Annotated in this window: 17 protein-coding genes; all 17 read left to right on the top strand. The window is 71.4% G+C overall.

Going from position 1 to position 20,623, the window contains the following annotated elements; all coding sequences use genetic code 11:
* Positions 1-18 precede the first annotated feature (18 nt).
* The 17 genes from ACX938_RS13950 (at position 19) to ACX938_RS14030 (ending at position 20,473) form a co-directional block, all read left to right on the top strand.
* Positions 19-789, top strand: coding sequence for a DUF6478 family protein (locus ACX938_RS13950; RefSeq protein WP_232755166.1), 771 nt, complete (start codon positions 19-21; stop codon positions 787-789).
* Between the two features lie 8 nt (positions 790-797).
* On the top strand, positions 798-1,175 hold the full coding sequence (locus ACX938_RS13955) for a hypothetical protein (RefSeq protein ID WP_459431506.1): 378 nt from the start codon (positions 798-800) through the stop codon (positions 1,173-1,175).
* 445 nt (positions 1,176-1,620) lie between these two features.
* On the top strand, positions 1,621-2,265 hold the full coding sequence (locus tag ACX938_RS13960; RefSeq protein WP_459431507.1) for a response regulator transcription factor: 645 nt from the start codon (positions 1,621-1,623) through the stop codon (positions 2,263-2,265).
* A gap of 12 nt (positions 2,266-2,277) precedes the next feature.
* Positions 2,278-2,910, top strand: coding sequence for a response regulator transcription factor (locus ACX938_RS13965; protein WP_232755169.1), 633 nt, complete (start codon positions 2,278-2,280; stop codon positions 2,908-2,910).
* A 572-nt stretch (positions 2,911-3,482) separates the two neighbouring features.
* Positions 3,483-4,802: a nucleotide sugar dehydrogenase gene (locus ACX938_RS13970; protein WP_232755170.1), complete on the top strand. Its 1,320-nt coding sequence runs from the start codon at positions 3,483-3,485 to the stop codon at positions 4,800-4,802.
* 4 nt (positions 4,803-4,806) lie between these two features.
* Positions 4,807-6,270 (top strand): glycosyltransferase, encoded by a 1,464-nt coding sequence (locus ACX938_RS13975; RefSeq protein WP_459431508.1) that lies wholly within the window; start codon positions 4,807-4,809, stop codon positions 6,268-6,270.
* A 23-nt stretch (positions 6,271-6,293) separates the two neighbouring features.
* A complete protein-coding gene (locus ACX938_RS13980; protein WP_459431509.1) occupies positions 6,294-7,481 on the top strand; it encodes a hypothetical protein in 1,188 nt (395 codons plus the stop codon).
* Positions 7,478-8,917, top strand: coding sequence for a mannose-1-phosphate guanylyltransferase (locus ACX938_RS13985; RefSeq protein WP_459431510.1), 1,440 nt, complete (start codon positions 7,478-7,480; stop codon positions 8,915-8,917). The genes ACX938_RS13980 and ACX938_RS13985 overlap by 4 nt, the downstream gene beginning before the upstream one ends.
* On the top strand, positions 8,910-10,280 hold the full coding sequence (locus ACX938_RS13990; protein WP_459431511.1) for a right-handed parallel beta-helix repeat-containing protein: 1,371 nt from the start codon (positions 8,910-8,912) through the stop codon (positions 10,278-10,280). Before ACX938_RS13985 ends, ACX938_RS13990 begins: the two co-directional genes overlap by 8 nt.
* Positions 10,280-11,698 (top strand): MBOAT family O-acyltransferase, encoded by a 1,419-nt coding sequence (locus ACX938_RS13995; RefSeq protein WP_459431512.1) that lies wholly within the window; start codon positions 10,280-10,282, stop codon positions 11,696-11,698. The genes ACX938_RS13990 and ACX938_RS13995 overlap by 1 nt, the downstream gene beginning before the upstream one ends.
* Before the next feature lie 8 nt (positions 11,699-11,706).
* Entirely contained in the window at positions 11,707-12,783 is a 1,077-nt protein-coding gene (locus ACX938_RS14000; RefSeq protein ID WP_459431513.1) for an alginate O-acetyltransferase AlgX-related protein, read from the top strand.
* Positions 12,776-13,552, top strand: coding sequence for a hypothetical protein (locus ACX938_RS14005; RefSeq protein WP_459431514.1), 777 nt, complete (start codon positions 12,776-12,778; stop codon positions 13,550-13,552). Before ACX938_RS14000 ends, ACX938_RS14005 begins: the two co-directional genes overlap by 8 nt.
* Positions 13,549-14,892, top strand: a complete 1,344-nt coding sequence (locus tag ACX938_RS14010; RefSeq protein WP_459431515.1) for an alginate O-acetyltransferase AlgX-related protein — start codon at positions 13,549-13,551, stop codon at positions 14,890-14,892. The genes ACX938_RS14005 and ACX938_RS14010 overlap by 4 nt, the downstream gene beginning before the upstream one ends.
* Positions 14,889-15,512 carry an alginate O-acetyltransferase AlgF gene (locus ACX938_RS14015; RefSeq protein WP_459431516.1) on the top strand — a complete coding sequence of 208 codons (624 nt, stop codon included), beginning with the start codon at positions 14,889-14,891 and terminating at the stop codon, positions 15,510-15,512. The genes ACX938_RS14010 and ACX938_RS14015 overlap by 4 nt, the downstream gene beginning before the upstream one ends.
* A gap of 39 nt (positions 15,513-15,551) precedes the next feature.
* A complete protein-coding gene (locus tag ACX938_RS14020) occupies positions 15,552-18,284 on the top strand; it encodes a hypothetical protein (RefSeq protein WP_459431517.1) in 2,733 nt (910 codons plus the stop codon).
* A complete protein-coding gene (locus ACX938_RS14025) occupies positions 18,281-19,306 on the top strand; it encodes an alginate lyase family protein (RefSeq protein ID WP_459431518.1) in 1,026 nt (341 codons plus the stop codon). Before ACX938_RS14020 ends, ACX938_RS14025 begins: the two co-directional genes overlap by 4 nt.
* 378 nt (positions 19,307-19,684) lie before the next feature.
* Positions 19,685-20,473, top strand: a complete 789-nt coding sequence (locus tag ACX938_RS14030; protein ID WP_459431519.1) for a hypothetical protein — start codon at positions 19,685-19,687, stop codon at positions 20,471-20,473.
* The last annotated feature ends 150 nt before the right edge of the window (positions 20,474-20,623 follow it).

A 20,623-nucleotide genomic window follows, 5' to 3' on the forward strand; every position in this document is an offset into this window, starting at 1 on the left:
AGAGTTACAGGCAGTGACATGGCGGGGCGGCAGGGCTTTCTCGAAGGGTTGTTCCAGCGCGGCGCGCTGCGCCGCCTGAAGCGCATGGCGCGGCGCGCGCCCCGGGCCGACCTCGCGCGGCTGCGCCGCCAGCGCGGCGAGGCGCAGAAGCTGCGCCGGGCGCTCGACGATCTGCTTTTCGTGGCCGACAGCCGGCTGGCGCTGCCGCCGCTCGGCAGCCAGTCCTTCCCGCGCCCGCATGACGCCGACTGGGCCTGGCGCCCCGAGATCTGGACCGCGCCGCTGCCGGCCCCCGGCGCGGCCGCCGTGGAAAGCGGCACGGCGCTCGGCCGCGAAGCGCGGCTTTTCCACGACTGCGCCCGCTCCGAGGTGACTCTGCGCCAGCTGCGCAACCGCCGCGAGGCCGACCTCGCGCCGCAGGGGCTGCGCATGGATGTCTTCCGCTTCGACGGCTCTTACCTGTCGCTGGCGCTCGAACTGCCGCGCGAGGTCGCCAAGGGGCTGAAGCGCCGCCACCTGATCCGGCTCGAGAGCGTGATCGAGATGGAGCGCCCGATCGAGATCTTCGCCCGGCTCAACATCAAGCACGGGCCGAACACCGAACAGCTGGTGCGCGAGCTGCCGCTCGGGGCCCCGGAGGTCGCGGTGGAGTTCGACCTGGCCTATACCAAGCTCAACGAGAAGCGGGTGGAGAAGCTCTGGCTCGACATCATCTTCGAGGGGCCGGAAATGAACCAGGTGGTGCTGCGCGACCTGACCTTCTCGCGCCGCCCGCGCGCCGAACTCTGAGGGATGCCATGGCCGCCTACACGCTGACCAAGACCCGCTTCAAGGACGGACGCTGGCAAGGCGAGATCGCCGCCGAGCCCGCCGATGCGCCGGCCCCAGAGGTGTTGGTCTCGCTCTTCGACGCGCCCCTGCGCGGCGCGGTCCTGAGCCCCATCGACAGGCCCGGCCGCTGGGCGCTCGAAGTGCCGGTGCCGCCCGAGGCGCTGGGCGACGGGGTGATGACCTTCCTGATCACCGAGGCCGCGAGCGGCGCCCGGCTCGGGTCCTTCACGATGATCGGCGACGAGCCCCTGGCCGAGGACATCCGCGCCGAGGTCGACCTGTTGCGCGCCGAGCTCGACATGCTGAAACGCGCCTTCCGGCGGCATTGCACCGAGACGGGCTGAAGGGCGGGGTTAGCCCGGGCGTCTGATCCGGCGGTCCCCGCGCCTTGGCGGCGCGGGGGCAGGTCTGGCCCTTGGCGCCTTGGCAGGCGCTGCGGGCGGGTCCGGGCCGCCTGTGGCACCCCGGACCGGGGGGGCGCTGCCCCCTCAGCGGGCCTTTGGGCCCGCATTCACCCCCGAGGTATTTGGACCAAGCTGAAGCAGGTGGGGTGGGGCGCCTGTTGGGGTGCGGGCCCTCTGTTGGGTGGCGGTGTGCTGGTGGCACGGAGGTGTGATCGAGGGGCGCTATTTTCGGCGGATTTGCGCGGCGGCGGATGGTGGTTTGGGCGGGTTTCTGCGGTTACCTAACGTGATTTTCAAAAATATGAATTTCTTTGGAACTCGCGCGCGCGCAGCGGGCTTGCCTCGGTGACGAATTGTCCCGTGAAACGACCAACAAAGGACCTACATGCAGGCCCCCACGACCGACACCGCGGTCCGGATCCTGGTGATCGACACCAGCCTGATCCTTGCGACCACCCTCGCAGAGCGGTTGGACGCGCTGCCGGACTGTTCCGCCGAGGCCCATGTGGGCCAGAAGGCCCTGCCGCCGCGGGGCATGGGGCAGGGGCCCGACATGGTGATCTGCGACCCCGCGCATTGCGGCCAGTCCCCCGACCGGCTGCGCGCGGCGCTGACCGAGCAGCTCGGCCAGCATGAGACCCTGGCTTTCCTGCCGCCCTCGGCGGCGAGCACAGCGGCGGCCTGCCTCGAGGCGGGCTACTCGGGTGTCATCGCGCGGAGCGAGAGCCTCGAGCATTTCGCCAGCGCGGTGGAAAGCGTGCTTTTGGGCGGGATCTATGTCGACGGCGCCTTCGGCGACCCGGGCGCGCCCACCGAGGCGCTGACGCTTTCCGGCACGGGCGATCTGACCGCGCGGGAGCGCGAGGTGCTGGTCGAAGTGGCGCGCGGGCAGAGCTGCAAGCACATCGGGCGGCTCTTTTCGATCTCCGCGCGGACGGTGGAGACTCACAAGTACCGCGCCATGGAGAAGCTGGGGCTGGCCAACCGCTCCTCGCTGCACAGCTTCGCCATGCAGAACGCCTGGTTCTGAAGGACGCCTTTCATGCCGAGAGCCGCCGCGAAGATCGTCGTCGCCGAGGAGAACCCGATCCTGGCCCAGGCCCTGGCCGGGCTCCTGCGCGACACGCTCGGGCCCGAGGGCCACGAGGTCGGGGCCGAGGCGCCGGTGACGCAGGCGGGGCTCTGCGGCGCGCGGCCCGACGTGGTGCTGCTCGATCCGCTCCTGGCGCATCCCCTGAAGCCGCTGGTCGCGGCGCTGCGCGCGGCGGTGCCAGGGGTGCGGCTCATCGCCTATGCCACCCGCCCGACGGTGGAGCTGGCGCGCTACTGCGTCGAGATGGGCTTTCGCGGGGTGCTGCCGAAGACCGTGGACGCCAAGGCGCTTGCGCGCTCGGTGCGGGTGGTCTGCGAGGGCGGCACCTTCGTGCACAAGTCGGTGGGCCGGGGGCTGGCGCGCGGGCAGATCGCCCGGACCGCCGGGCGCGACGTCACCGAGCGCGAGGAGACGATCCTGCGCATGGCGGCGCTCGGCCATGCCAACCGCGCCATCGCCGAGGCGCTGGAGCTGAGCCCCAAGACCGTGGACACCCACCGCGCCCGGGCGATGCAGAAGCTGGAGATCGCCAGCAAGCCCGAGCTGGTGCGCATGGCGGCGGCGCGGGGCTGGCTGCTGTAGGGCTGGCGCTGCGGCGCGGGTGTTGAGCGCGGCGCGCGGGGCCGAGGTCGGGGTCGGGCGCGTAGCTCATGGCGAATTCCAAGCGCGCGCCGCGTGGCGCGGACAATAAGATAGTCAGTTGGCCTGTGCCTGTTGAGAACCGACTGGTGGGGGCCGGGCGCGGGCCGTGTGAAACCGCTTTAGCAAAGACCGCTGGAGAGCCGCGTGGCACGAGCTGGATCGGCAGGACTTTGCCGCAGCTTCAGCCGCTCTTTGCCATTCCTCCGACAATTCTGGTTTGACGGGTTCAAGGGCATTGAGCCCGCGTGCGGGCGGTCTCAGCGCGTCCCTCGCGCCTCTCACCCACCACAGCACCTCTCCCAAATCCCTCAGGTGGGGCGCCGCCCCACCAGCCCTCGGGAATACCACGCAGGCCGGGGGCGAACGCCCGACCCGACTGCGTAGTCCTCCCGACTGAAGCTCCCTGACCAAAGCCTCTATCCCCCGCCCCGAACCCGGCGGCCGCCAGCAGGGCGGCGCGCCGGAGACAGAATCGCACAAGGCCCCGGGCCGCGGGGCAGAAAGGGATAGACATGGCTAGGATCAGCGTCTTCGGCATCGGATATGTCGGCGTCGTCTCGGCCGCCTGCCTCGCCCGGGACGGGCATGAGGTCATCGCCGTCGACGTCGACGCGGAGAAGGTCTCGGCGCTCAACGCCGGCAGGCCGCCGATCGTCGAGGCCGGGCTCGACACGCTCGTGGCCGAGACCGTCGCCAGCGGCGCCCTGCGCGCCACCACCGATGCCGAGGCGGCGGTGGCCTCCACCGAAGCCTCCTTTGTTTGCGTCGGCACGCCCTCGGACGCCGATGGCGCCGTCGGGCTGAAATACGTGGTCTCGGTCTGCGAGCACATCGGCCGCGCCCTGGCGCAGAAATCCGAGTTCCACTCGGTCGTGATGCGCTCGACCATCGTGCCGGGCACCATGGAAGAGGTCTGCATCCCGACGATCGAGGCCGCCTCGGGCAAGATCGCCGCGCGCGACTTCGGCGTCGGCTACTTCCCCGAGTTCCTGCGCGAGAGCACCGCGATCAAGGATTACGACGACCCGGGGCTGATCGTCTTCGGCAGCCTCGACACCAAGACCGAGGCGCTGCTCTCGGGGCTGAACGAGCATCTGCCCTGCGAGATCAACCGCGTCGACCTGCGCACCGCGGAGATGGTGAAATACACCTCCAACTCCTGGCGCGCGATGAAGATCAGCTTCGCCAACGAGATCGGCAATATCGCCAAGGCCAACGACCTCGACGGGCAGCGGGTCATGCAGATCCTCTGCTCGGACCGCAAGGTTGCCATGTCGCCGGCCTTCCTGCGGCCGGGGTTTGCCTTCGGCGGCTCCTGCCTGCCCAAGGACGTGCGCGCGCTGCGCCATGTCGCCGCCGACCGCCGGGTGCCGACGCCGCTTCTGGACGCGGTGCTGACCGCCAACGACGGGCAGATCGCCCGCGCGGAAGGGCTGGTCCGGGCGGCCTCCAAGAAGGCCGTGGGCCTCGTCGGGGTCTCCTTCAAGTCGGGCACCGACGACCTGCGCGAGAGCCCGCTTGCGGATCTCGCGGCGCGGCTCATCGAGACCGGCCAGGAGGTGCAGATCTACGACCCCTATGTCTCGACCGCCTTCGAGATGGATCCGACCGCCGTCGGCCGCGGCAATGCCGTGGTGCCGGAGCTGAGCGACCGGATGCAGACCGACATCGACGCGCTGATCGAGGGCTCCGAGGTCATCGTGGTCGGCAACCGCTACCCCGAGGTCGAGGCCCGCATCCGCGACAGCATCGGCAGCCGCCGGGTGGTCGACCTCACGCGGATCGAGCCCGGCATGATGTCCGACGCGACCTACCAGGGCATCTGCTGGTAACCCCATGCTCGGACACCTGGCCTACATAGCCCTCTGCGCGGCGATCGCGCTGGCCGTCCACGACCGGAGCTTCTCCGGCGCGGAAGGCGCGATCCTGACGCTCGGCGCGATCGGGGCCTGGCGCTACAGCTGGGGGGCGATCAACTTCAGCCGCGCCCTGGCCTACATCCACTGGCGCTACCCCCGGCAGCGGCGCCGCGCCGAGGCGGCCTATGCCCGCCGCGCGGTGCCCGCGCATGGCTATTTCATGGTCACCACCTTCAAGATCGAGCCCCGGGTCACCGCCCGGGTCTACGCCTCGATCTTCGAGGCGGCGGCGGCCTCTCCGGGGGGCGCCACCATCGTCGCCTCGGTGGTCGAAGGGGCCGACCTGAGGATCATCCGCGACCTCTTCGAGGCCAGGAAACCGCAGATGCCCGGCGTCAAGCTGGTGATCGACCAGATCCCCGGATCGGGCAAGCGCGACGCCATCGCGCGCTCGCTCCGGCTGTTGCAGCGCGAGGCCCCGAGCCCGCGGGACGTGCTGGTCTTCGTCGACGGCGACAGCTGCGTGCCAGAGGACATCGTCGCGCGCTCGGCGCCCTTCTTCACCGATCCGCGGGTCGGTGCGCTGACCACCGACGAACAGGTCGAGATCGAGGAGACGCCGCTTTTCCGGGACTGGTTCGAGCTGCGCTTCACCCAGCGCCAGATGATGATGTCCTCCATGGCCTTCGGCGGGCGGGTGCTGACGCTGACCGGGCGGATGTCGGTCTTCCGGGCCGATCTCGCGACCGATCCGAGCTTCATCGCCCAGGTGCAATCCGACCAGATCGACCACTGGCGGCTCGGGCGCATCCGCTTCCTGACCGGGGACGACAAGTCCACCTGGTACTGGCTCCTGAGCCGGGGCTACCGGATGACCTATCTGCCCGACCTGCATTCGCTGAGCATGGAGGAGCAGCCCAAGCCCGGCTTCGTCGAAAGCGCCGTGGCGCTGATGAAGCGCTGGTTCGGCAACATGCTGCGGACCAACGGGCGGGCCATGGCGCTGGGGCCTTGGCGGATCGGGCTTTTCACCTGGTGGTCGATCGTCGACCAGCGTCTCTCGATCTGGACGACGCTGGCCGGGCCGCTGGCGGTGATCGCCACGGCGCTTCTCGCGACGCCGGCGGTGCTGCCCGCCTATCTCGCCTGGATCATGTTCACCCGCTACGTCTATTGCGCCGCGCTGTCGCTGTTCCGGCCGGGCTATTTCCCGATCGTCTTCCCGCCGCTTCTCTACTTCGGCCAGATCGTCGGGGCGAGCGTGAAGAGCTACGCGCTCTTCCGGCTCGACCGGCAGAAATGGACCCGCCAGAGCGCCTCGGGCGGCGGCGCCCGCCCGGCCTTCCGCGAGCGGGTGAAAGCCGCCTCCTCGACCGGGATGCACGCGCTGGCCTTCGGCTGGCTGGCCATCGGGGCGCTGTTTCTCACCGGCCTTCTCTGACCCTTCCTGCCCAAGAGTATTCCATGACCTCATCCCCTCAATTCCCGCAGGCCCACGCGCATCCCGCGCAGGTCCATGACGGCAACGAACACCCGATGATCGACCTGCCCTTCAGCGTCCTGATCGACGGGCGCCACCACAAGGGCGAGGCGCTGTCGCTGGTCGAGGCCCGGATCTCGGGGCTTGTCGACCCGGCGCTCGACGGTGCCGAACGGGTGGTGCGCCTGGGCTTCGACTTTCCCGGCTTCCAGGTGGTGCTGACGCCCACCGCGCGGATCACGCTGCAGGACGACGCCAGCGCCGCGCTGGTCTTCACCGATCCCACCGGCGAGCATCAGGCGCAGCTCAGGCAGATCCTGAACGACTACATCTCGGGCGATCTGACCAGCGCCGGGGCGCTCATTCGCAGCGGCGCGCTGACCCAGCCGCGCGGGCCCAAGGCACCGCCGCCGGCGCGCGGGTTCGGCGACCGGCTGGGCAGCGCCTTCGCGGGGCTCGCCGTGGCGGTGTTCTCGCTGGCGCTGATCGGGCTGATCCTGACGCTGATGCAGGAGCGCATCTTCACCACTTCGATCGACACGCCCGGCCGGGTGCTGCCGAGCGGCCAGGCGATGCGCGCCACCGCCGACGGGCAGATCGCCTTCCTGAACCCCGAAGCTGCCCAGGGCGAGGTGCTCTACAGCATCGACACCTCGGACGGCGAGACCCTGTCCTTCGCCAAGCCCTGCGACTGCGCGGCCCGGCCGCTGAACATCGCCGAGGGCAGCACCGTCCTGGCCGGCGAGCCGCTGATCGCGCTGCGCCGTGCCGAGGGCAGCATGGTGGTCGAGGCCGACATCCCCAGCGCGCTCTTGTTCGACATCCAGCGCAGCGGCGCGGTCGAGGTCGAACTGGCCAACGGGCTGTCCTTCGAGGCCCGCCCCGAGGACGCCCCGCGCATCGCGCCGGGCACCATGGCCGAGGACCACGTCCACGCGACCTTCACCCCCGAGACCGACCTGCCCGAAAGCGCCATGGGCCAGGTCGCGGCGCTCAGCGTCTCGCATGACGCCCTGGCGCCGCTGGCCCCTCTGCAGGACCTCGGCGCGCGCGCCCTGTCGGGCGCCGCCGCGCTCTGGACCGGTGCGAGCGATGGCGCCGAGGCGCTTCTGGCCGGCACGGCCGACACCCCTTCGGCCGCGGCCGACGAACCCCAAGGAGACATCCAATGACACATAACCTCGTGAATCCGGTCATTCTCTCGGGGGGCATGGGGACACGCCTCTGGCCGATGTCCCGGGTGCGCCAGCCCAAGCAGTTCCAGCCGATCGACGGCGCGGACGGGCGCAGCTTCTTCCAGGAAACCGTGCTGCGGCACACCTCCGCCCTGTTCGAGGCGCCCATCGTGGTGGCCTCCGAGGCCGAGCGCGAGCTGCTCTTCGACCAGGTCTCCGGGATCGGCGCCGAGGCGCGCTTCATCGGCGAGCCGGTCGGCCGCAACACCGGTCCCGCGGTGCTGGCCGCCGCGCTCTCGCTCTATGCCCGCGATCCGCAGGCGCTGCTGCTGGTGCTGCCCTCGGACCATATCATCGAAGGCGACATGGACGCCTATGTGCGCGCCATGGTGGCGCCCGCGCGGGCCGGGCATATCGTGCTTTTCGGCATCGTGCCGCGCTACCCCGAGACCGGCTTCGGCTACATCAGCTCGGGCGCGGAATATCCCGAACACCCCGGGCTGCACGCGGTCGAGGGCTTCATCGAGAAACCCGAGGCCGAGCGCGCGCAGCAGCTGGTCGACCAGGGTGACACCTTCTGGTCCTCGGGCATCAGCATGATGCGCGCCGACGTTCTGATCGAGGAGTTCGCCCGCCACGACCCCGAGACCCTGACCGCGGTGCAGGAAGCCGTGCTGCTGGGCAGCCGCGACCGCGACGGCCAGGTGCTCGAGGCCGAGAGCTTCGCCCGCGCCAAGGACGACCCGACCGAACGGCTGATTTTCGAGAAGTCCGACCGGGTGAGCGTGGTGCCGGTCGACGTGCTCTGGAGCGACGTGGGCGCCTGGCCCGCGATCCACAGCCTTGGCGAGAAGTCCGACGACGGCAACGTCGAGACCGGCTCGGTGGTCACGCTCGACACCCGCAACTCGCTGATCCGCGCCAGCGACAAGCTTGTCGCCGTGGTCGGCATGGAGGACGTGATCGTCGTGGACACGCCCGACGCGCTCCTGGTGACCAACCACGAGAACGCCCAGAAGGTGAAAGAGGCCGTGGGCGAGCTGAAAAAGCGCGACCGGAGCGAGGTGCTGACCCATGCCGAGGCCGCGCCTGCCTCGGACGGCGCCACCGACCGGGTCGCCGAGGAATATCTGGCCCCGGGCGAGAGCCTGGAGCTTTGCGCCGAGCCGGGCGCCAGCCTGGTGCTGGCGGTGACCGCCGGCTGCGCCTCGATCGAGGGCCCGGCGCAGGCCGCGGGCGCGCGGCAGGCCGGTGAACATGTCACCCTCGCCCCGGGCGAGGCGCTGCGGGTCGCCAACGACGGCCCCGAGCCGCTGGCGCTGGTGCGTGTCGATCTCTGCGCATCGGCGGGCTCCCCTTCGGAGAAGGCCGAAGAGCCCGTGGCGGCGCAGGCGGAACTTCCGGGCGGAAAAAGGAGCCGGGCCCTTGCCTAAGGCGCTGCGCCATATCCTGGCCTGCGCGTCAGCGGCGCTCCTGCCAGCCATGGCGGCCGGGCAGGAGACGACCGCGCCGCAGGTCTCCATCGCCAACGCGCGGCTCGCGGTGATGCAGCTGGCCACGGGGATCGGGGCGGATGTCTCGGACCTCGTGGAGGCCGGGCCCGAGCGCGCGATCTACCTGCAGTCCGGCGCGGCGACGCTGGCCGACCTCGACCGCGCCACCGAGAAGGCGGGCGCCCCCGAGGCGGTGACCACCCGCGGCGCGGGCTACCGGCTGAGCCTGCCGGTGGTCGTCGTCCAGGGCGCCGAGCTCAGCATCTCCGAGGGTCAGGAGCTGACTCTCGATCGCCGCGCCGGGGCCTTCCTGCTGTCGCTCGGCGAGACGCGCATCACCGGCGCGCGGATCGCGGCGCAGGGCGGCGCGCATCCCAAGATCGACGGCTTCCGGCCCTTCATCGCGGGCGTCGGGCGCCAGAGCCTCGCCGTCCGTGACAGCGAGATCGCGCATCTGGGCTACGGCGACGCGCCCCATGCGGCGGGCCTGCACATCGGCGGGCGCGGGATGCTGGGGCGCGGCGAGGCGGGCGCGCTCAGCGGCAACCGCTTCCTCGGCCTGCGCGGCGTCACGCTCAGCGGCGTCGACGGCTTCGAGATCACGGAAAACCGCTTTCAGGCCAGCACCGGCACCGCGCTGCATGTCCGCACCGGCGCCGAGGGCGTGATCGCCGGGAACGAGATCCTCGGCACCCATGGTGCCCAGGCGCTGCATCTCTCGGACGTCTCGCGCAGCGAGGTCCGCGACAACACCCTGCGCCGCGGCGGCGGCAAGGGGCTGCGGGTCGACAACGGCGCGCATGGCGTCGCGCTCAGCGGCAACACGCTGGCCGACTTCGGGGGCACCGCCGTCACCCTGGCCGAACGCGCCGACTGCCTGCGGCTGAGCGACAACCGCATCACCCGCAACGACGGCGCGGGCCTCGCGCTGCGCGGCGGCGGCACGCTGATCGCCAAGGGCAACCGCATCCTCGACAACGACGGCCCCGGCATCGCGCTGCACCGCCAGACGCCGGGCGCCAGCGCGCTCCTGATCCGCAACCGGGTGGCGGGCAACCGCGTCGGCATCCGCGGCTCCGAGATGACCCATGTGCGGCTGGCGATGAACGACCTCTCCGACCAGCTGCCGCGGCTTCTGGGCGGCGATCTCGACCAGCTCACCCCGACCGTCCTGAAGGCCGGCACGGGCCCCGCGCGGGCCGATGTCATCGTCGAGGGGCTCGCCGCCCGCGAAGCGCTGGCGCTGCGCCGTGACGCCGCCGACCGCGCCTTCGAGGCCTGCCGCTCCGGGGGGGCAATCTGATGGTCTTTTCCTCCGAAACCTTCCTGTTCCTTTTCCTGCCGGGCTTCCTGGCGCTTTATTTCCTGACGCCCTGGCGCTGGAAATCGGCGACGCTGCTGGCGGGGTCTTACGTCTTCTACGCCTGGTGGCGGCTGGATTTCCTGGCGCTGCTCGTCGGTACGACGCTCTGGACCTTTGGCATCGGCCGGATGATCCGCCACGCGGAGGGCCGGGCCCGCAAGCTTTGGTGCGCGCTGGGCGTGACCGGCTGCCTGGGGGTGCTGGGGCTCTTCAAATACCTCGATTTCTTCGTGGCGAGCCTCGCGGGGCTCTTCGGCACCACGCCCGAGGCGCTGGGCATGCATTGGCAGATCCTGCTGCCGATCGGCATTTCCTTCTACGTCTTCCAGTCGGTCAGCTACCTGGTCGACACCTATCGCGGCGACGCGCCCGAGGACGTGCGGCTTCTTGACTTCGCCGCCTTCATCGCGCTGTTCCCGCAGCTCATCGCCGGGCCGATCCTGCGCTACAAGGACCTGGCCGACCAGTTCCGCGAACGCCACCACTCGATGGAGAATGTCACCAGCGGCATGATCCGCTTCTTCATCGGGCTGTCGAAGAAGGTGCTCCTGGCCGATGCCGTGGCGCCGCTGGCGGACCTGGCCTTCGCCACGCAGAACCCCTCCATGGCGCTCGCCTGGGCCGGGGCGGTGGCCTATATGCTGCAGCTCTACTTCGACTTCTCGGGCTATTCGGACATGGCCATCGGCCTCGGCCGGATGATGGGCTTCCGCTTCATCGAGAACTTCGATCTGCCCTATCACGCCCGCTCGATCACCGAGTTCTGGCGGCGCTGGCACATCTCGCTCTCGGTCTGGCTGCGCGACTACCTCTATATTCCGCTGGGCGGCAACCGGCGGGGGCGCCTGCGCACCTATGTCAACGTCGTGGCGGTCATGGTGCTGGGCGGGCTCTGGCACGGGGCGGCCTGGACCTTCGTCCTCTGGGGCGCCTGGCACGGGCTCTGGATGGCCGGTGAGCGGGCCACGGGCCGCGACCGCGCGGCCGGCCTCGCGCCCTTGGTGCGCACGCTTCTCGTGGTGCTCTTCGGCTGGGTGCTTTTCCGCGCGCCGGACCTCGGCACCGCGGGGCAGGTTCTGGCCGGCATGGCAGGCGCGCATGGCCTGGCGCTGAGCCCTGTCGCCGCCTTCGAGATCAGCGGCGAGAGCCTGCTCTTCACCGCGCTGGCCGCGGGGGTGGTGCTGATCGAGCCCGCGCTGCGCGGCCTCGTGCACCGCCGGATGATGCCCCGCACCGACGGGACGCTGACCCTGGCCAGCGCGCTCGCGCCCTCGGTCCTGGTCTCCGGGCTGGCCGCGCTGACGCTGATGAAGCTCGCCGAGCAGAGCTTCTCTCCTTTCCTCTACTTCCAGTTCTGAGGCCCGAGATGCAGAGAGTCTTGCAGATCATGCGGCACGCGCTGCCCCTGGCCTTCCTGGGCTATGCCGCCGTGGTGAACCTTCAGATCTTCACCGCGCCCGAGGCGCTCGACGGGGTCGAGGGCGATCTGGTCAGCGGCGAGGCGACGAGCGAGCTGGGCCAGCTCTACAGCGCCGAGCTGCCGCATCGCGCGGCCTCGGTGGGGCTGATCGGCGCGGGGCGCTACGCGCTTCTGGGCGAGGGCCGCGCCGGGGTCACCGCGGGCGAGGAGGGCTGGCTTTTCACCAACGAGGAGATGACCCGCGCCTCCGAGGACAGCCTCGATCTGGCCATGCAGGCGGTGCGCCGCGCGGACGAGGCGCTGGCCGAGATGGGCGCGCGGCTGGTGATGATCCCGGTGCCCGCCAAGGCCGACATCTACCGCGACCACGCGCCGGACGGGGCGGGCGCCCGGATGCAGGCGCAATACGATCGCTTCCGCGCCGCGCTCAACCGTGCGGGCATCCCCGCCGTCGACACCCGCCCGGCGCTGGCCGAGGCCGCCAAGGACGCGCCGGTCTATCTGACCACCGACACCCACTGGACGCCCGAGGGCGCCCGGCAGGTGGCCGAGGCGGTCGCGGCCTCCGGGCTGATCGAGCCGGGCGACACCCGCTTCCGCCGCGCCCCGGCCGAGCCCGAGGAATTCGTCGGCGACCTGGTGTCCTTCGTCACCTCGGAAAGCTTCGCCCCGGCGCTGGGGCTCGGGCCCGAGCGGGTCACGCCGTATGTCGCCAAGAAAGCGGGCGGCGCCGAGGGCGGCATCTTCGCTGCCGACGCGCCCCGGGTCGACACGCTCCTGGTCGGCACGAGCTACAGCGCCAACGACAGCTGGAGCTTCCTGCCCGCGCTGAAGCTCGCGCTCGGGCGGGACATCCTGAACCTCGCCGAAGAGGGCCGTGGCCCGGTCGCACCGATGCGCGCGCTCCTGGATGACCCGGCACTTTCCGAGGCGCCGCCCGCGCTTGTCCTCTGGGAGTATCCGGTCCGCTACCTCGGGCTCCCGCAAAGCCATCCGAATTCCGAGGAGGCCCCCCATGGTTGATCCCAGGCTCGCCTGCGCGGCGCTGGCGCTCTGCGCCGCGACCCCGGCGCTGGCCGCGCCGCTTGGCCCCCTGCGCCCCGAGGCCGCCAGGGCCTCCGGCGCCGCGCCGGTGATCCAGGCCCAGGCGCTGGACCGGCGCGTCACCGAAACCACCGATCTGCCCACCTGGGAGCTGCAGCAGCTCCGCCGCCGGATGCTGGACGAGAAGCCCATCTCCTTCCAGGACATGCGCCGGCTCGCGGATGCGGGCGACGGGCTCGCCGCCTTCCGCTACGCCGAGCGGCTCCTGGAACTGGACGGCCGCGACATGCGCTCGGCGGCGGCGCTCTATCTCGCCTCGGCGGGGCTGACCGGGCGCGATTACGCGGTCTACGAGCTGGTGCGGCTGCTCGACCAGCGCGACATCGACTTCTCCGAGGCGCGGCTCGACCACCTCGAGAACGCCATGCGCAACCTCGCGCTGCAGGGCAGCGACACCGCCTCCGAGGCGCTGCTGCGCTACTACGAGACCGGCCATCCCTTCGGCCGCAAGCCCGGCAAGGTCGAGGCGCTTCTCGAAGAGAAGGCCGCCGCCGGCGACGCCGAGGCGGCGCTGGAGCTCGCGACCGAGGCGCTTTCGGGCCCGGGCCCCGAGGATCCGGCGCGGCTGCGCGGGCTTCTGAAGGGCGCCATGCAGGCCGAGAGCCTCGGCACCCGCACCGCGGCGCAGAACCTGCTGCGCCAGCTCGACACCCAGGACACATCCAACCCCGAGGAGGCCCCGGAATGACCAAGGCCGCCCCAAAGCTCTGCGCCGCGCTCCTGGCGCTGACCTCGCCGCTTTCCACCCCGCCGCTCGCCGCCGCCCCCGAGGGCGGAGAGGGCCCCGCGCCCTCGCGCTACGGCTGCCACGGGCTGCAATCGGCCAAGCCGATGCGCCTGATGGAAGGCTCCGAGGGAACCTTCTACCGCGTCACGCTGGACATGCGGACGAACCACCCGCTGTCGGTCGAGGCCGCGGGCCTGATGGGCCGCCTCGCCGAGGCGCTGCGCGCCCAGGGCACCGAGCTGATCTATGTGCCGGTGCCGACCAAGAGCCTCGCCATGCCCGACAACCTGCCCGAGGCGGCGGCGGGCTACGGCTTCGACATCGGCATCGCCGAGACCGCCTATGACGCCTTCCTGGGCAAGCTGCGCGAGGCCGGCGTGACCACCGTCGACAGCATGCGCGCCATGCGCGGGGCCGAGGGCGCGCCCTTCATCGGCACCGATTTCCACTGGAGCCCCGAGGGCGCCCGCGCGGTGGCCGAGGCCTTGGGCACGCGCATCCGCGAGCTGCCGGGCTACGGCGAGATGCCCAAGACCGACTTCGAGACCACGGCCTCGGAGCCGCGCATGGTGAACTCGGCGCTCCGCCGCCAGATCCAGGCGCATTGCCGCGAGACGGTGCCCCGCGCCGAGGTGCGCGGCTTCGAGACCGAGGCCGCGGGCGGCGCCGACACAAGCGGCGGCATCTTCGCCGAGGAGGGCTCCGGCCCGCCGATCGCGCTGGCCGGGACCTCGATGTCGGCCGAGCCGCGCTTTCACTTCGAGGGCTTCCTGTCGCAGGCTGCAGGTGCTGCGGTCGCGAACTACTCGGTGACCGGCGGCAACCAGTTCGGCGGCATCACCGGCTACCTTCTGTCCGAGGACTTCCGCGACAATCCCCCCGAGGTGCTGGTCTGGGAAAACCCGATCTACAACAACCTCGGAGACTTCGGCGAATTTCCCTTCCGCGAGCTGCTGGGCGCGGTCGCGACCACCTGCGCGCCGCTCGAGACCGAGGTCACCGAGGACGGCGGGCTGCGGGCCGCGTTGCCCGAGGAGGGCCTCAATCGCGACAGCTACGTCGAGGTCGACACCGGCGCCGCCGACGGCCGCGCGGCGCGGCTGACCTTCGTCACCGACGCGGGGCTCGAGGCCCGCGCCGAGGTGACCCGCCCGGACCGCTACGCCCCGACGCAGCGCTTCTACCACCATGTCGCCCCGCTTTGGCGGGACGATTTCACCGCCCTTAGCGTCACGCTCGACCAGCCGGCGCGCGAGGGTGCCTCCCTGTCCATCTGTCACGAGAAGGAGACCTCCACATGATCAACCGTTCGACGCTGCTGCCGCTCTCCGCCGCGCTGCTGACCGCGGGCACCGCGCTGGCCCAGGACGCAGGGCTTTATCCCGAACCGAGCTCGCCCGACGCTTCCTTCCTGCGGGTGATCGGCGCCGAGGCCGACCGCGTGGCCATCGCCGGCACCGAGGTCACCCCCGGTGACGCCGGCGTCACGCCCTATGTCGAGGCCGCGCCCGGCGAGGTGACGCTGCGCCTGGGCGAGGAAGAGACCACCGTCGAGCTGGGCGCCAACACCCATTACACCTTCCTCGCCGGCACCGAAGCCGGGTTGATCGAGGACAAGGTGAAGGATTCCCCGGCCCAGGCGGACCTGCTGCTCTACAACCTCTCGACGCTGGAAAGCTTCGATCTCTACGCGCTCGAGGCCGAGACCGCAGCACTTTCGGACATCGCCCCCGAGGGCCACGACGGCGTCGGGCTCAAGGCGCCGCTGACGCTGAGCTTCGAGGTCCGCCAGGAGGAAGAGCCGCTGGTCGCGCTCGATCCCGTGGAGCTGCGGCGCGGCACCGCCACCACCGTGGTGCTGACCGGCGAGGGCGCCGAGGCGCTGGCCGCCGCGGCCACCACCAGCACCTACGCGCAATAAGCCCCGGACCCGCGGGCCGCAGATCCCTAGGAGGACCCGATGACCTTCCCACGCGCCATGCCTCTGTCGGCGGCGGCCCTCTGGGCCGTCGCGGGGCTTGCCCCCGGCGCCCAAGCCGCGCCGATCGACGTCACCTTCGCGCCGCCGGAGATCGAGGCCCACGCGGTCTGCGCCCCGCGCCCGCCGGGCCATGTGCTGACCGAGCGCTGGGCCGACTGGCAGGGCCAGGGCTTCGACGGGCGCCCCGTGGCGCTTGTCCGGCGTGACCTGCGGCTCCTGCGCCAGCGCGACGCCGAGGGCTGGTTCGAGACCATCAGCGCCGCGCAGGACCTCCTGCGCGCCGAGGTCGAGAGCTATGGCGCGACCGACCAGATGCTTGACCGGCTGGACCTGCTCATGGCCGCCGACCGGATGGAGGAGGTCCGCGAGGAGGGCCTTTTCGAGGCGCTTCTCGAGGCCGCCGAGAACGGGCCGATCAAGGCCAAGATCATGGCCGCCGAACTTCTGCTCGCGGGCGAGGGGCTCGAGGCCGACCGCCCGCGCGCCATCGCGCTCTTCCGCGAGGCTGCCTACGGCGGGCATCCCACCGCGCTTCTGCAGATGGCGCGGCTTGCCAGCGAGGGCGCCGAGATCGGCGATTGGAACATCGACCCCGAGGTCGCCGTGACCATGGCCTTCGGCGCCCGTATCGGCGAGGTCGACGCGCTGGTCTGCGACCGGATCAACCAGATCGCCGGGGAATACCGCGACGGCGAGGTCGTCACCCGCAACCCCGCGCTGGCCGAGGAATGGTATCGCCTCTCCGCCAGCATCGGCGGGGCCAACGCCGCCTGGGACGTGGCGCAATACCACCTCGACGCGCAGGAGATCGACAAGGACAACGCGGTCCTGCTCGACCACCTCGAACAGGCCTCAAACTTCGGGCTGACCTTCGCCATGGCGGAATACGCCCAGATCCTGAACCGCGGCGCGCTGACCGACCGGGACGCCGCCCGCGCGCGGGAGATTTACGAACGCGCGGCGGGCTACGGCGACCGCACCGCGCTGACCCGGCTGGCGGGCATGGCGCGGGCCGAGAACGACGGCTCCGAAGAGGACCTGACCCGCGTCATCACCCGGCTCACCGCGCTCACCGAGCTGACCGACCCGCCGGCCTGGGCCTTCGTCCAGCGCGGCGACGCCTATCTCGCGCGTGACGGCCGCTGGGGCGGGGCCGAGGCGGCGCTCGCCGACTTCCGCCGCGCCGCCGAGATCGACGGCTCCGACCATGCCGCCGAGCTGCGGCTGGCGCGTCTGAACCTGCGCGCGATCGAGGACCGGCAGGACTTCCTGGACGTGACCTCGGCGCTGCGCAACGTGGTGCGCGCCAATGGCCGCACCGGCCCGATGGAGGACCTGCAGACCGCCCATATGTGCCGCGGCCCCGCCGCGCCGCAGCCGCAGGAGGCCGCTTATTGGGCCGGGATGGAGCAGTTCTCGGGCGACGAGACGGTGGAGCTTTCCGCCGAGGCGCTGGCCCGGGTCGACCGCGAGAGCGCGCCGTTGGTCTATGCCAAGCTGCAGAGCCAGGCGCTGAACGCCCGCGCGCGCTCGCTCGCGCATTTCGACGCGGTCACCCAGGAGGACCGCGGCCTCGCGCCCCTGCGCGGGCTGGCCCGGGCGCAGGGCGCGCAGGTGCATGTCGCCCGCGCCCAGGTCGCCGAGACCCGCGGCGAGATGCAGGCCGCCCGCGAGCACCTGCGCGCCGCCATCGCGGCGGGCGAGGGCGGCGCCCGGATGCGGCTCATCGAGCATCTGCGCGACGCCGATCCCTCCGAGGAGACCCGCGCCCGGATGCTGGAGCTGGCCCGCGCGCTGGCCGCCGAAGGGCAGGGCCAGGCCATCGAGATCCTGATCGCGGAAGACCCCGGGCTCGATGCCGCGGGCGCCTGGGCCGAATACCGTGAGGCCATCGCCCGGAACGGCGATTTCGCCGGGCTGATCTTCGCGCTGCCCTATCTCGCCGAGGAGGGCGCGCCCTTGGGCCCGCAGCTCGGCCGGATCCGCAGCCTGGCCGATTGCAGCGCCGAGGGCGCGCTGCGCTTCGCCGAGGCGCTGCAGGCGCTGGACGAGACCGAGCGCGCGCAGCACTGGCTCGAGATCGCGCGCAGCCAGGCGCAGGGCTCGGGCTGGCGGCTCGTCTCCCTCGCCGATGCGATCCTCGAGGAGGGCTTCTACGAGGCACCCATGCCGCGCGCCGAAGAGCTCTACCGCGCGGCCATCGAGCTGGGCTATCCGCAGGGCATGCGGCGGCTCCTGTCGCTGCGCCAGGAAGGTCGGATCGAGATGCCCGCGCCCGAGGCCACCGACCTCTGGGTCGACTTCCTGAGGGATGCGCCGATCGACGAGGTCGCCTCGGGGCTGAACCTGCTCGATTATTCCGACGCCGAGGTCGCCCGCGCGGTCCGGGAGCGGGTGGACACCCGCGCCCTCTACGAGACCGCCGCCGAAAAGGGGAACCCGCTGGCGCAGCTTGAACTCGCCCGGATCCTGCGCGACGAGGCCCGCGGCCCCGAGGAGATGGCGCGCTACGGCAGCCTTCTGCGCGCCGCGGCCGGGCAGGGCAACGCCGAGGCGATGTTCCTGCTGTCCCAGGCCTATGCCTATGGCATCGGCGTCGACCGCTCGCAAAGCCGCTCGGACGACTGGTTGTTCCGGGCCGCCGAGGCCGGCCACGCGCCGGCGCAATCCACCGCACGCATGATCGACAACGCAAGGACCGAACCGCAATGAGACAGACCGTCCTCACCGCAACCGCGCTGGCGCTTCTCGCGCCCGCCGTCCCGGCCCTCGCACAGGAAGACGCCGCCCCCGGCGACTGCTTCGAGGTGCCCGACCCCGTGGTCTCGCTGTCCTACGGCAGCCGCTACACCGAAAAGAGCGAGGACCGCTCGGACATCGACAAGGAGTCCGATGCCGCCGTCGACGAAGCCCTGGGCCCGATCGACGACTTCGTGCAGGCCCTGGCCCAGAGCGCCAACAAGGCGCTGCAGGGCAAGGAGGCCGAGCGCCGCGCGGGCTGCATCTTCGCCGCCCTCGACAGCTGGGCCGAGGCCGGGGCGATGAGCGAGCTCGAGACCATGAACGCGCGGATCTCCTCGCCCTCGCGCTGGGGCGGCATGGCCATGGCCTATCTGCAGGCCAAGGAGGTCGCCTCGGTCGATCCCGAACGCCAGGCCCGGATCGAGGACTGGCTGGGCGCGCTGGCCCGCGCCTCGATGCAGTATTTCGACGCCGAGGCCCCGCCGATGGCGAGTCAGAACAACCTGCGCGCCTGGGCCGGTTACGCCGTGGCCGCGGTGGGCGAGGCGACCGACGACGACATGCTGCGCGCCTGGGCCGCCTATTCCATCGCCGAGGTCGCCTGCCAGGCCGATGACGCCGGTGCCCTGCCGCACGAGATGAGCCGCGGCCCCCGGGCGATGAAATACCAGCTGCATGCCACCGGCGCCCTGGTGGTCGGCGCGGCGCTTCTCGACGACGACGGCTTCGCGCCTTTCGAGATGTGCGACGGCGCGCTGCACCGGATCGCGGGTTTCACGCCCGCCGCCTTCGAGGACAATTCGCTGGTCGAGGAGCGCGCCGGCGAGGCGCAGCTGATGTTCTCGGGCGAGGACGATCTGCAGAGCTTCGAGCTGGCCTGGGCGGAGGCCTATCTCTCGCTCTTCGACGCCCCCGAGATCGCGGCTTTCGTCGAGGACTACCGCCCGCTCGGCAACTCCAAGCTCGGCGGCAGCCAGTCCGCGCTCTGGTAGGTTTCTGGGGGCCTTCGGGCCCCTTCTCCCGGGGCCGCCTTTCCGGGGCGGCCCCGGTCGGCGGGCGGATGCGTCTTAGCCCGCCGCATCGCGACAGCGTTTGATCTGCGGCATGCCGTGCCCTGTGCAGGCTGCCCTGAGCACTGTGACTTGAGCATTTTGCCCAGAGCTCTGTGACCTGGGCGCTTTGCCCCGAGCACCGTGACCCGAGCGCTGTCGGCCCCTCGCGATGACCCCGACAACACACCCGCGCCGCGCCCCCGTGGCACGGCCCCGTGCCGTCTGGCTTCGGTCCGCGCGGTCCTTTCCTGTCGAGCCGGCCTCCGCGCCGGTCCCGCCGTGCAAATCTCACGTCCACGCTTCCGAAAGGAGGTCCCCATGCGCCCCAAGGCCGCCCCGCGCCTTGCGCTTTCGCTCTGCCTGTTCCTCGCAGCCCCCCTGGCCGAGGCCGCCCCGGCGGGCTTCGTCCCCCACGCCCACAACGGCCGCGACCCGGAGATGCGCGGCGGGGAAGTGTATGTCTCCCTGCCCGCCGCCGACTGTTCCGAGACCGAATACATCAACCGCGAGGTCAGCGATTGCTACAACGGCAACAGCCGCGCCATGCTGAAATCGACCCGGCTGATCGCTCCGGGCGAGGCCGCGCGCTACCGCTTCGAGGTGCTGGTCGAGGAGCCCCTGCGTTACGGCGGCGGCCCGAACCGCCGCAGCCTCCTGACCATCGCCGACTGGCGCCGCGACCGGACCAGCCAGAACAAGCTCTACGCCCTGCATCTCGACGCCCGCCGGGGGCTGCGCTTCGGCGACACGCCCTGCCTCTCGCCCGCGGATTTCGGCGACTGGGCGCAGATCGAGGTGCTGATCCGCTATGACGCCGAGCGCGGCCTGCTGCGGGTGCGCTGCGACGGCCGCCAGGTGATCGCCCGTCAGGGCATCGACACGCTGGTGCCCGCGGATTGCGCGGCGCCCTATACCTACCAGTGCCGCCCCGAGCTGCAGGAGCCCGACCACCCGGTCGAGATGCGCCTCGGCCTCCTGCACCAGGGCTACGGCCCGCTCGATCGCAAGCGCGGCCTCTCGCCCCGGGGCCGGGTCCTGCGCGCGCCGGTCGGGCTGCGCCTGCGGGAGCTCTCCGTCGAGCGGGTGCGCCTGGCGCCGGGGGTGTGATGGGTGTTTGGTCCGGGCCGCCTTCGGCGCCCCGGACCGGGGGAGGGGGCTCTGCCCCCTCTGCGGGTGTGCCACCCGCATTCACCCCCGGAGTATTTTGGGCCCGGTCAGGCGCAAGTGGGGGTGGTTTGGGGTGGTATGTGGTTTTTC

Source organism: Roseivivax sp., assembly GCF_054552075.1.